Source organism: Achromobacter sp. ESBL13, from assembly GCF_036668755.1.
GTDB lineage: Bacteria > Pseudomonadota > Gammaproteobacteria > Burkholderiales > Burkholderiaceae_B > Achromobacter.
The window spans coordinates 265,594-277,451 of record NZ_JAZEVT010000002.1 but is presented as its reverse complement, the minus strand read 5'-3'; the positions used below and the strand labels follow the sequence as shown (position 1 = coordinate 277,451).

Genomic DNA, 11,858 nt, shown 5'->3' with positions numbered 1-11,858 from the left:
CTGCTAACGCGCGTCTGCTAACGCGCGTCTGCTAACGCGCGTCCGCCAACAAGGAACCTCTGCATGCGGCTCATCATCAATTCCGGCGGCCCCGCCGCCATCGACGCGTGGCGCGCACAGTTCCACGCCTTCGCGCCGCAGTTGGACGTGGTCGGCTGGCATGAAGACGTCGCGCCCGACAGCGTCGATTACGCGTTGGTGTGGGCGCCCGAGGCCGGCCGCCTCGCCACGTTTCCCAACCTGAAGCTGATCATCAGCGCCGGCGCCGGCGTCGACCACATCCTGGCCGACGCCGAGCTACCCCGGCACCTGCGCATTGCCCGCATGGTCACCGCCCGCACCCAAACCGAAATGGCCGAATTCGTGCTGACGTCCGCGCTGATGCTCACGCGCGACATCAAGCGCGTGGTGAACAACCAGGCACGCCAACATTGGGAACTGTTCGACTCCCTGCGCGTTGCCGCGGACGTACGCGTCGGCATCATGGGCCTGGGCCACCTGGGCGTCGCCGCCGCGCAACTGCTGTCACGCGTCGGCTTCCCCGTCAGCGGCTGGTCACGCGGCGCCAGCCAACTCGACGGCCTGCCGTCCTATGCGGGCCAAGCCCAGTTCGGCCAATTCCTGGCCAACACCGACCTGCTGGTCTGCCTGCTGCCCGCCACCGAGGCCACCAAAGGCATCCTCAACGCCACCACGCTATCGCAACTGCCGCGCGGCGCCAGCCTGATCAACGCCGGCCGTGGCACGCATATGGTCACGCAAGACGTCATCGCCGCGCTGGACAGCGGCCAATTGCACCAAGCGGTGCTGGACGTTTTCGAACAAGAGCCGCTACCGGCGGATTCCCCCTTGTGGACGCACCCGCAGATCATCGTCACGCCCCATTGCGCGGCGATCCCCGACCGCAAGGAACGCGCCCGTCACACCGCCTGGCTGATCGAGGCCAACGAGCGCGGCGATGCGCTACCCAACATCTACGATCCGCTGCGCGGATATTGAGCGCACACCCAAGAGGCGTCCATCCCGGCCGGCCCGGGGCGGGCCCCGCAAGATTTTCCCGCGCACCACCACCGCCGCGCCTTGCGTCAAAAGAACCCCACAACAAAAAAAAAACCGCAAAATCCGCAAATCCCGCGAAGCTACATTGCCCTCCAAGGAGCAAGCATGAAGCCCGAAACCCGATCCCTCTATACCGACCGCCTGGACCCCGTCCTGCGCTGGCTTGCCGCCCACCCTGACGCCGACCCCGATCTGCACCAGCTGGCCGACCTGGCCTGCCTGTCGCCGTATCACTTTCACCGGGTCTACCGCGCCATGATGGGCGAAACGGTCAACGCCACCGTCCAACGCATCCGCATGCATCGCGCCGCCGCTGCATTGGCCGATTCCCAGGCGCCGTTAAGAGCCATTGCACAACGCGCCGGATACGATTCCGACGCGGCCTTCAATCGGGCATTCGGCAACTTCTTCGGCACCCCGCCCGGGCGCTACCGCGCCGCGCGTTCCCAACCCCTAGCCCTTCAGGAGCATGCCGTGTACCCCATCGCCATCGAAAACTTCCCCGGTGCCACCCTTGCCGTTCTGCCCCACCAAGGCAGCTATCAAGACATCGGCCCCGTCTTCACCCGCGCCTTCATGCTGGCCTACGGCCGTGGCATCGCCGACCCCGCAGCCCCCGGATTCGGCGTCTACTTCGACGACCCCGAACAAGTCCCCGAAAACAAATTGCGATCCCTGGCCGGCATGGCCGTCAACGTTGACGCCGACCTGGGAGAAGAACTGCAACGCCACATCATTGCCCCCTGCCGCTGCGCCATCCTCACCTACACCGGCCCCTACAACGAAATGGCCAAGCCCTACCAATGGATGTTCTCTGAATGGCTACCCGCCAGCGGCCATCTGCCCGCCGACATCCCCATGTTCGAGCAATACCTGAACGACCCCCGCAGCACCCCGCCCGCCCAACTGCAAACCCGCATCTGCCTGCCCCTGAAATAACGCAGGCGCACGGCACCACTCGCTACCCCAGCACGCCGGCCAGGTACTGCCTGAGCCACGCGTGCGCCGGGTCATCCTGATAGCGCTCGTGCCAGTACAACGACACCGTGATCTGCGGCAACGTCAACGGCACCTTCTGCGTTACGATCCGCGCCGCGCCCGACATCGCGCGTGCAACGCTCACCGGCATCGTCGCTATCAAATCCGACCCTTCAACAATGAACGGGCACACCAGATAACTCGACAACGTCGCCACGATCTTGCGGCTGCGGTTCTGCCCCATCAGAATGCGATCGATCGCCGTGCTGAAATAACGCGTGTGCGCGGCCAGGTCCAGATGCCCATAGCTCAGGTACGCGTCCAGATTCCAACGCTTGCGCAAACAAGGATGCCCCTCGCGCACGATGCACACCGCCGGCTCCTGGTACAGAAAACGCGTGCGCAGATCCGGCGCCGGGTCCGGGAAATAGCCCGCGATCAACTCCACATGATTCGTGTCCAGCATGCTCAAGCCATGTTGCGGCCGCGCCGGAACAATCTGCAATTGGAAGTGTGGCGCATCCACCGCCAACCGCGGAATCAACTTCGGCAGCAACGTGTATTGCACATAGTCCGTTGCATACAACGACAACGTGCGCGATGAATGCGCCGGGTCGAACGCCTCGCGCGTACGCGTCGCGCGATGCCAGCTTTCCAGCAAGGGCTTGAAGTTCTGATGCAGTTCCATCGCGCGCAACGTCGGCTGCCACGCACCGCCCTCGCGCACCAGCAACGGGTCGCCGAACAGTTGACGCAGCCGATTCATCGCCGCGCTCATCGCCGGCTGGCTGATGTTCATCGCCTCGGCCGCGCGCGACACGTTGCGGCACCCCATCAGCGCGTCGAAATGCAAAAGCAGATTCAAGTCCGGATTCTTCACGGCCGCGCACCTATAAATAGCGTTTATACAAATATAAACCCGCAGGGCTGCTGCCTTTGAAGCCAGAAGCCTAGGATGACCCTGTTGTTGCAGCGAACCAGGACCGGACACGCATGATCCGGCCACAAGGAAGTTCTATCAACAAGGGGAAACCAAGCCATGAACCAAGGGCTGATACGTCGTTGCTGTCGCATTGCCGCCGGACTCGTGATCTTCGCCACCGCCAGCGCCGCCCAAGCGGCCTGGCCAGACAAAGTCATCCGCATCGTCGTGCCGTTCGCGGCGGGCGGGTCCACCGATTTGATCGCGCGCAAAATCGCCGAAGGACTGGGCCAGCGCCTCTCGGCCAACGTCATTGTTGAAAACCGACCCGGCGCGGGCGGCACCGTCGGCACCGAATACGTCGCCCGACAGCCCGCCGACGGCTACACCATTTTGATGGGGTCGGTCAGCACGCACGGCAGCGCGCCCTGCGTGTATTCCAAACTGCCCTACGACGCCGTCAAGGACTTCACGCCACTGACCGTCATCGCCACGATTCCGAACGTGATGTCGATCAACCAGTCAGTGCCCGCCAACAACCTGCAAGAGTTCGTCGCGCTGTTGAAGAAGGAACCCGAGAAGTACTCCTTCGCGTCCAACGGCCAGGGCACCTCCAACCACCTGGCCGCCGAACTATTCAAGTCCACCGCCGCCGTCTCCATGGTGCACGTGCCGTATCGCGGCTCGGGCCCCGCGCTGATCGATTTGGTGGGCGGCCAGATCAACATGATGATGGACGTAGTGATGACGTCCTACCCCTACATCAAGGACGGCAAGATCAAGGCGCTGGCCGTCACCTCGCCGCAACGCTCCGCGCTGCTGCCCGATGTGCCCACCGTCGCGGAATCCGGCTACCCCGGCTACGAAGCCATGGTGTGGTTCGGCATGTTGGCGCCCGCCAACCTGCCCGAGCCGCTGCGCCAGAAACTCACCGACGGCCTGGTGCAGACCCTGCACGCACCCGCCATGAAAACGTACCTGGAACAACAGGGCGCGCAGGTGTCCGACGTGGCCGGCCCCGCCTTCGCCACGATGATCAGAAGCGAGATCAACAAATGGTGCGGCGTCGTCAAGCAGGCCGGCATTCGCCTGGACTGATCTTGCGCGACGAGTCCTTTTCTTTGGAATCAACGATATGTATCGCATAGGGATAGACGTCGGTGGCACGTTCACCGACTTCACGATGATCGACGAGGACGCGGGCGTCGTGCACTTTCACAAAGTGCCGTCCACCCCGCATGACCCTTCCGAAGCCATTGCCACCGGCATCGGACAGATGTTGGCGGACCACGGCGTGCCGCCTTCGCAGGTGTCGCACGTGGGGCACGGCACCACGGTTGCCACCAACCTCATCATCGAACGCAAGGGCGCACGCGTCGGCCTCATCACCACGCGCGGCTTTCGTGACGTGCTGGAGATCGGCCGGCAGACCCGCCCGCACCTGTACGACTACAGCGTCGGCAAGCCGCCCGTGGCGGTGCCGCGCGAGTTTCGCATTGAAGTGAGCGAGCGCGTCAGCGCATCGGGCGAGGTGCTGACCCCGCTGGACGAGGACCAGGTGCTGGCGGCCGCGCGGCAATTCGCCGCCGCCGGCATCGAAGCCGTCACCGTCTGCTTCCTGCATGCGTACCGCAACCCCGACCACGAACGCCGCGCCGCGAAGATCGTGGCGGAGGCCATGCCGGGCGCCTACATCAGCCTGTCGTCCGACGTGCTGCCTGAATTCCGCGAATACGAACGCCTGTCCACCACCGTGCTGAACGCCGCCGTCGGCCCAAAGATGGCGCGCTACCTGGAACGTTTCATGCAGCGCGTGCGCGACCTGGACATCCGCCATGAACCGCACACCATCCATTCCAACGGGGGGCTGATGTCGATCGGCACCGTGCGCCAGTATCCCGTACGCACTTGCCTGTCCGGCCCGGCGGCGGGCGTCGTGGGCGCGGCGGCCGTGGGCCGCGCCATCGGCAGCTTGAACCTTGTCACGTTTGACGTCGGCGGCACCAGCACCGATGTGTCCTTGGTATGCGAAGGCCGCCCGCTGTTCACCTCGCATCGGCATGTGGCCGGCTACCCCGTCAAGACCCCCATGGTCGATATCCACGTCATCGGCGCGGGCGGCGGCAGTATCGCGTGGCTGGACGATGCGGGCGCCTTGAAGGTTGGGCCACACAGCGCGGGCGCGGTGCCCGGCCCGGTCGGTTACGGCCGTGGCGGCCAGGAACCCACCATCACCGACGCCGAGATCGCGCTACAGCGCCTGAACCCCGTCGCCCTGCTGCGCGGCCGCATGCCCGTGCACGCCCAGGCCGCGCGCGACGTGATCGCGCAGCGCGTGGCGCAGCCGCTGGGCATGGAACTGGAAGCGGCGGCCGAAGGCATCCTGCGCATTGCCGCGGCCAACATGAGCCGCGCCATCCGCGCCGTGTCCACCGAACGTGGCTACGACCTGTCCAACTTTGCGCTGTACGCCTACGGCGGCGCCGGGCCGCTGCACGCGGTCGAGGTTGCCGAGGAATGCGGCATTCCCGTGGTCATCGTGCCGCAGGAACCCGGCACCATGTGTGCACGTGGGATCTTGCTCAGCGACATTTCCTTTGACTTCGTCCAAAGCGAAATCTCCTTGGCCAGCGAGGCCACCTGGCCTGCCATCACCGCCATTTTTGATGGCTTGCGTCAGCAGGCAGAGCGCTGGCTGGAGCAAGAGCGCGTCGACCCCGCGCTGCGCGTCTGCCACAGCGCCATCGACGCCCGCTACGAAGGGCAGAACTTTGAAGTGCAGGTCAGCGCCGACGGCATGGGCGCGGGTGGCTACGCGGAATTCGCGCGCCGCTTTGCCGAGGCGCACGAGCGCGAATACGGCTACACGGTCGATGACCGCAAGGTGCAGATCATCAACTGCCGCATGCAAGCCGTGGGTCAGGTGGTGAAAGCGCCATTGGCGCCGCGCCACATCGACGGCGCCCTGCAAGACGCCAGCCTGGGACGGCGCAAGGTCTACTTCGGACCCGTGCATGGCTGGCTGGAAACCCCCGTCTACGATCGCGACCGGGTGCCGACCGGCGCGCGCTTCGCCGGCCCCGCGCTGCTTGAAGAAATGAGCTCGACCACGGTGGTCGGCGTGGGCCATGAGGCCAGCGTGGACGACTACGGCAACCTGATCATCCGTTTGCAAGGAGGCTTGCATGGCTAAGCCCGACAACTTCACGCAGCACAATTTTCAGCCCGACACGGCTGACGCCGGCTTGGCGCTGGCCGATCCGATCGGCATGGAGGTCTTCTGCAACCGCCTGCTGTCCATCACGGAAGACATGAACAACACGCTGGTGCGCGCGTCGTTCTCCACCAACATCAAGGAACGCAAGGACTGCTCGGTGGCGCTGTTCGACGCCGCTGGGCGGCTGGTGGCGCAGGGCACGCAGATTCCGCTGCACCTGGGCTCGCTGGACGGCGCCATGGGTGCGATCCTGCGCACCTATCCGATCGACCAGATTCGTGAAGGCGACGTCTTCGTCTGCAACGACCCTTACCTGGCCGACGGCAGCCACCTGCCCGACATCAACATCGTCACGCCCGTGTTCTGGGACGGCGTACTGCGCTTTTTCGCCGCCAACATCGCGCACCATTCCGACGTGGGCGGCGCGGTGCCGGGCTCTATCGCGGGCGGCCTGAAGTCCATCTTCGAAGAAGGCATACGCATCCCCGCCTGCCGCATCGCCCGGCACGGACAAACGGACGAAGACCTGCTGCGCCTGATCTGCGCCAACACCCGCGACCCTGAAGAACGCGTGCTGGACCTGCGCGTGCAGATGGCCACCAACCGCCGTGGCGCCGCCGCTGTGCAGGGCCTGATCCGCCAGATGGGCCTTGAAGCCGTGCTGCGCTCCGTGGATGACGTCATTACGTACACGCGCCGCCGCCTGCTCAACCGCATCGCCGAATTGCAGGAAGGCAGCTACACCTTCCGCAGTGATCTGGATGACGATGGCATGGGCGGCGATCCGGTGCCGATCCAGGTCACGCTGACCGTGCGGCGCGACAAGCTGCATTTCGATTTCGAAGGCTCGGGCAAACAGGCGCGAGGCGCGATGAACCTGCCGTTCAACGCCTTGCGCGCCTGCGTGTACTACGCCGTGAAGGCGCTGCTGGACCCCGACCTGGCGCCCAACGCGGGCCTGTTCGATCCCATCACCTTGTCGGCGCCCGTGGGCACCATCACCAACCCAGAGCATCCCGCCGCGGTGGGTGCGCGGTCGATCACCGCGCAGAAAGTCGCGGGCGCGATATTCGGCGCGTTCCGTGGCCTGCTGCCGCCGCAAAAAACCATGGCGTCCAGCAATGATTGCTGCCCGGCCATTGTGTTCTCCGGCCGCTGGCGCGAGCGCGCCGGCCACTTCGTGTATCTGGAAACGCTGGGCGGTGGTGCCGGCGCGCGCTTCGATACCGATGGCATGGACGCCGTGCATGTGCACATGACCAACACGTCGAACCTGCCGGTGGAAGCGTTGGAAAACGAATACCCGCTGCTGATGGACGAGTACGCGATGATCCCGGATTCGGGTGGCGCGGGGCGCACGCGCGGCGGCATGGCGATAGCCAAACAGATACGCGCGGTGGGGCCGGGCATCGTGTTCTCCGCGCGGTCCGACAGCCACACGGTGGGCGTGGCGGCCGGCGTGGATGGCGGGGGAGACGGACGCCGCGCGCGGCTGGTGCGCAACTTCGGCACGCCGCAAGAGGAAGAGCTGTTTTCCAAAACCGCCAACATCGCGCTGGCGTCCGGCGAAAGCGTGCGCATCGAAACGCCGGGCGGCGGCGGCTATGGGCCACCCGCCGAACGGCCCCAGGCGCGCATCGAGCAGGACCTGGCCGACGGCAAGATCACGGCTGACGCGGCGCGCACGGCCTATGGCGCGCGTGGCACCAAGGCCGTCATCGCCACAAGCCAGCCTACGCCACGTTGAGCGTCATCGAATACTTCATTTTGTCGTGCGGGAAGGTGGTGATGGTGGCCAGCAGCAACAGGCCGCCTTCGCCGTAATAGCGGCGGGTGATGACAAAGCCCGCCGTCTTGGGCTCGACCTTGAGTTGCCTGGCCACCGTTGCATTGATGGGCGTGGCCGAGAACTCCTGGTTGACCTCCGTAATGCGGTCGCCGAAGTGATCTTCGATCAGCCGCAGCAGCGAGATGCGGGACTTGACCTCGACCTGCACATTCGAATGTTCGGGGTCGGCGTAGATCAGCGTGGTGGCGGCCGCCGTGTCGGCGTCGTCCAGCGTCTTGATGGAGTTGATATGCAGCCAGGTTTTATCGGCCGCGCAGCCCAGCGTTTCGGCCAGCCGCTTGGGCAGCTTGATGGTGCGCACGTCCTGCACCAGCAGCGCGGCATTGCGCGCGTATTGCAGCAGGTCGGGAAACTGCGAGATGCGCTGCGTGAAGCGGGTGCTGGCGCGGGCTGTTTCAACGCGGGTGCCCACCCCCGGGCGGCGCGACACCATGCCGGCCACGGTCAACATTCGGATGGCTTCGCGAATGGTGTGGCGGCTGGCGTTGAACTGGTCGCACAGCTCGTGTTCGGTGGGCAGCAGCGTCATGACGGGGTAGCGGCCGGTGCTGATGTCGTGCGACAACGCCTGGAAAATGCTCTTGTAGCGGGGGCCGCCGGCATCGCCCCCGGGCGCGGGCGATTCAGGTTTGCCACGCGCCTGCCGGGCTCCGGCGGGGCCGGCCGCGCGCTCGGAGGATCGGGTCATGGGGGTGCTCCTTGAATTGTTATATGGGGTTTGTACGGACAATAACCGATTGACAACGGTGTCTAGTCGGATTCATTATTTGTCCGGACATTCATGTACGGACAAAGTGTACCAACAATCGGGGGTTCTCATGGGCAAGGTACTTGCAGTGATCGCGGCGACGACGGTAGCCGTCGGGCTCAGCGCAAATGCAGCAGCGCAGCAGAAGTTGGTGGTGGCCGGCTACGGCGGCTCGTTCGAAGACATCATGCGCAAGGACATCTTCCCGCCCTTCGCCAAGCAGCACGGTATCGAGCTGGACTACGTGGCCGGCAACTCCACCAACACGGTGGCGCGCTTGCAGGCGCAAAAGAGCAACCAGCAGATCGACGTGGCGATCATCGATGACGGCCCCATGTACCAGGCCATCGCGCTGGGCTTTTGCGAGCCCATCAAGGGCCTGCCGGGCGACGACATCTACAGCACCGCGCGCTACAAGGACGACAAGGCCGTGGCCATCGGCATCGTGGCCACCGGCATCATGTACAACAAGAAGGCCTTCGACGAAAAGAAGTGGGCCGCGCCCACGTCGTGGAAAGACCTGAAGGACCCCAAGTACAAGAAGCAGCTGGTGGTGCCGCCGCTGAACAACACCTACGGCCTGCACGCGCTGGTGGAATACGCACGCGAAGGGGGCGGCGGCGAAAAGAAGATCGACGCGGGCTTCACCACCTTCAAGAACGAGGTCGGCCCCAACGTGCTGGTATACGAGCCTTCGCCCGGCAAGATGACGGAATTGTTCTCGTCTGGCCAGGCCGTGATTTCCGTGTGGGGCAGCGGCCGCGCCAAATCGTTCGCCGACACCGGCTTCCCGGTGGGCTTCGTGTATCCGCGGGAAGGCGCGTACGCGCTGCTGTCCTCGGTATGCCCCGTCGCCAAGCCGAAGACCAATCCCATGGCGCAGGCGTTCGTGCAGTACCTGGTGACGCCCGAAGTACAGGAAAAGCTGGCCAACGCCTATGGTTACGGGCCGGTCAACAAGAAGGCCAAGGTGACCGATGACCCGCGCGTGCCGCTGCCTATCGGCAAGCGCGCTGCCGATTTGATCGTGATCGACTGGGACACGGTCAACCAGAACCGCGACGACTGGAACAAGCGCTGGACGCGGGAAATCGAGCGCTGATACGCGTAGCCGGTAGTGCAATACGGGGCGGCGCGGCGCGTCGCCCACGGGAGCCTTCATGAGTTATCTAGTGCTGAACCGCCTGTGCAAGCGCTATGGCGACACGACCGCCGTGGAAGAACTGAGCCTGTCCGTCAATCGCGGCGAGTTCATTTCCCTGCTGGGGCCTTCGGGTTGCGGCAAGACCACCACGCTGCAAATGATCGCCGGCTTTGTCGAACCCACCAGCGGCAGCATTGTGCTGGACGGGCGCGACGTCAGCCGCGTGCCGGCCAACAAGCGCGGGCTGGGCCTGGTGTTCCAGAACTATGCCCTGTTCCCGCACATGACCGCCTTTGAGAACGTGTCGTTCGGCCTGGAGATGCAGCGCGTCAAGAAAGAAGAACGCGAGGCGCGCGTGGCCGATGCCTTGAAGCTGGTGGGCCTGTCCCATCTGGCGGACCGGCATCCGGCGCGCATGTCCGGCGGCCAGCAGCAGCGCGTGGCATTGGCGCGCGCGCTGGTGATTCGGCCCAGCGTGCTGTTGCTGGACGAACCGCTGTCGAACCTGGACGCCAAGCTGCGCGAGGAAATGCAGCTGGAACTGCGCAGCATCCAGCGCACGATCGGCACCACCACCATACTTGTCACGCACGATCAGTCCGAGGCACTGGCGCTGTCGGATCGCATCGTGGTGATGAACCAGGGGCGGGTCGAACAAGTGGCCGAACCCTTCCAGGCCTACGAGGGGCCGGCCAGCCACTTTGTCGGCGGCTTCCTGGGCAAGGCGAATGTGTTCACGCCCACGGCCGAGCAATATGAAAACGAGACGCGCGCGCGCATCGGTGAAGCGCATATCCCCATGGCCGGTGCGCCGGTGCCGCAGGGCGCGGTGATCGTGCGCCCGGAAAAAATCCTGTTCTCGGAACCCGCCGCCTGTGCGTTGCCCGGCCGCATGAAGACGCGCGTGTTCCAGGGCAACCACTGGCTGTGCCAGGTCGACACGTCGGTGGGCGAGGTGATGGTGATACGCCAGAACGATGGCGTGGCCGTGCCCGCCGAGGGTGAGCCCGTGCACTTGCGCTGGCGCGCGCAGGACATGTGCGAAGTCGCGGCAGCACCCAAGGGCCTGGCGTCATGAGCGCGCGCGCCAACCCGTGGGTGTTGAGCGCCCCGGCGCTGGTGGTCTACGCCACTTTCCTGGTGGTGCCGATGGCGCTGGTGTTCCTGATCAGCTTCTTCGATTTCCAGTTCTATGGCGGCATGCAGGTGACCTTCACCTGGAAGAACTACGTCGAGATATTCAGCGACGGTTATTACTACGAAATCTACGCGCGCACCTTTGGCGTGGCAGCGGCTGTGACGGTGGCCTGCCTGGTGCTGGGCACCGCCGAGGCTTACGTGCTGTCGCGCATGGCCAACCCGTGGAAGGGCTTGTTCCTGATGGTGGTGCTGGGCCCCCTGTTGATTTCGGTGGTGGTGCGCACGCTGGGCTGGGCGTTGCTGTTCGGCTCCACCGGCCTCATCAACAAGGCATTGATGGGCCTCGGGTTGATCAGCACGCCCGTGGACCTGATGTACAGCAACCTGGGCGTGGGCATTGCGCTGACGCACGTGCTGGTGCCCTTCATGGTGATCTCGGTGTGGGCGTCGTTGCAACGGATCAACCCCGCCACCGAAGCCGCCGCCCTGTCGTTGGGCGCGTCCCAGTTCACGGTGATCCGGCGCGTGATCGTGCCGCAGGTCATGCCGGGCATTTTGTCGGGCGCGATCATGGTGTTCGCGATGGCGGCCAGCTCGTTCGCCACGCCGGCCATCATCGGCGGCCGGCGCTTGAAGAACGTGGCCACGGCGGCCTACGACGAATTCCTGAACACGCTGAACTGGCCGCTGGGCGCGGCGCTGGCCGTGGTGTTGCTGCTGGCCACCGTCGTTGTGCTGCTGTCGGCCAACCGGATCATTGAACGCAAGTACGGCGCCGTCTTCAACCAGGCAGGAGGCTGA

Annotated in this window: 10 protein-coding genes; 8 read left to right on the top strand and 2 right to left on the bottom strand. The window is 65.0% G+C overall.

The window, feature by feature from the left end:
• The first annotated feature begins 63 nt into the window (after positions 1-63).
• Positions 64-999 carry a 2-hydroxyacid dehydrogenase gene (locus V6F88_RS10020; protein WP_332609245.1) on the top strand — a complete coding sequence of 312 codons (936 nt, stop codon included), beginning with the start codon at positions 64-66 and terminating at the stop codon, positions 997-999.
• Positions 1,000-1,164: 165 nt separating this feature from the next.
• Positions 1,165-1,998 carry an AraC family transcriptional regulator gene (locus tag V6F88_RS10015; protein WP_332609243.1) on the top strand — a complete coding sequence of 278 codons (834 nt, stop codon included), beginning with the start codon at positions 1,165-1,167 and terminating at the stop codon, positions 1,996-1,998.
• A 22-nt stretch (positions 1,999-2,020) separates the two neighbouring features.
• On the opposite strand, the gene V6F88_RS10010 is transcribed toward V6F88_RS10015, so the two are convergent.
• Complete coding sequence (locus V6F88_RS10010; RefSeq protein WP_332609242.1) at positions 2,021-2,902, bottom strand: LysR family transcriptional regulator; 882 nt, start codon at positions 2,900-2,902, stop codon at positions 2,021-2,023.
• A gap of 174 nt (positions 2,903-3,076) precedes the next feature.
• Between V6F88_RS10010 and V6F88_RS10005 the strand changes: the two genes are divergently transcribed.
• From V6F88_RS10005 to V6F88_RS09995, 3 genes are read left to right on the top strand one after another with little or no spacing between them, the layout of a single operon-like run.
• Entirely contained in the window at positions 3,077-4,057 is a 981-nt protein-coding gene (locus V6F88_RS10005; RefSeq protein ID WP_332609241.1) for a Bug family tripartite tricarboxylate transporter substrate binding protein, read from the top strand.
• Between the two features lie 37 nt (positions 4,058-4,094).
• Complete coding sequence (locus V6F88_RS10000) at positions 4,095-6,152, top strand: hydantoinase/oxoprolinase family protein (protein WP_332609239.1); 2,058 nt, start codon at positions 4,095-4,097, stop codon at positions 6,150-6,152.
• Positions 6,145-7,923, top strand: a complete 1,779-nt coding sequence (locus V6F88_RS09995; protein WP_332609238.1) for a hydantoinase B/oxoprolinase family protein — start codon at positions 6,145-6,147, stop codon at positions 7,921-7,923. The genes V6F88_RS10000 and V6F88_RS09995 overlap by 8 nt, the downstream gene beginning before the upstream one ends.
• On the opposite strand, the gene V6F88_RS09990 is transcribed toward V6F88_RS09995, so the two are convergent.
• Complete coding sequence (locus V6F88_RS09990; protein ID WP_332609237.1) at positions 7,910-8,713, bottom strand: GntR family transcriptional regulator; 804 nt, start codon at positions 8,711-8,713, stop codon at positions 7,910-7,912. The genes V6F88_RS09995 and V6F88_RS09990 overlap by 14 nt on opposite strands.
• A 130-nt stretch (positions 8,714-8,843) precedes the next feature.
• On the opposite strand from V6F88_RS09990, the gene V6F88_RS09985 reads away from it, so the two are divergent.
• Genes V6F88_RS09985 through V6F88_RS09975 form a run of 3 tightly spaced genes read left to right on the top strand, consistent with a single transcriptional unit; the run spans position 8,844 to position 11,858 of the window.
• Complete coding sequence (locus V6F88_RS09985) at positions 8,844-9,875, top strand: ABC transporter substrate-binding protein (RefSeq protein WP_332609236.1); 1,032 nt, start codon at positions 8,844-8,846, stop codon at positions 9,873-9,875.
• A 58-nt stretch (positions 9,876-9,933) separates the two neighbouring features.
• Complete coding sequence (locus V6F88_RS09980; RefSeq protein ID WP_332609234.1) at positions 9,934-10,995, top strand: ABC transporter ATP-binding protein; 1,062 nt, start codon at positions 9,934-9,936, stop codon at positions 10,993-10,995.
• A complete protein-coding gene (locus V6F88_RS09975; protein WP_332609233.1) occupies positions 10,992-11,858 on the top strand; it encodes an ABC transporter permease in 867 nt (288 codons plus the stop codon). Before V6F88_RS09980 ends, V6F88_RS09975 begins: the two co-directional genes overlap by 4 nt.

Coding starts and splice junctions, on each gene's coding strand:
- V6F88_RS10020 (WP_332609245.1), top strand. CDS start 64: ATGCGGCTCATCATCAATTCCGGCGGCCCCGCCGCCATCGACGCGTGG.
- V6F88_RS10015 (WP_332609243.1), top strand. CDS start 1,165: ATGAAGCCCGAAACCCGATCCCTCTATACCGACCGCCTGGACCCCGTC.
- V6F88_RS10005 (WP_332609241.1), top strand. CDS start 3,077: ATGAACCAAGGGCTGATACGTCGTTGCTGTCGCATTGCCGCCGGACTC.
- V6F88_RS10000 (WP_332609239.1), top strand. CDS start 4,095: ATGTATCGCATAGGGATAGACGTCGGTGGCACGTTCACCGACTTCACG.
- V6F88_RS09995 (WP_332609238.1), top strand. CDS start 6,145: ATGGCTAAGCCCGACAACTTCACGCAGCACAATTTTCAGCCCGACACG.
- V6F88_RS09990 (WP_332609237.1), bottom strand. CDS start 8,713: ATGACCCGATCCTCCGAGCGCGCGGCCGGCCCCGCCGGAGCCCGGCAG.
- V6F88_RS09985 (WP_332609236.1), top strand. CDS start 8,844: ATGGGCAAGGTACTTGCAGTGATCGCGGCGACGACGGTAGCCGTCGGG.
- V6F88_RS09980 (WP_332609234.1), top strand. CDS start 9,934: ATGAGTTATCTAGTGCTGAACCGCCTGTGCAAGCGCTATGGCGACACG.
- V6F88_RS09975 (WP_332609233.1), top strand. CDS start 10,992: ATGAGCGCGCGCGCCAACCCGTGGGTGTTGAGCGCCCCGGCGCTGGTG.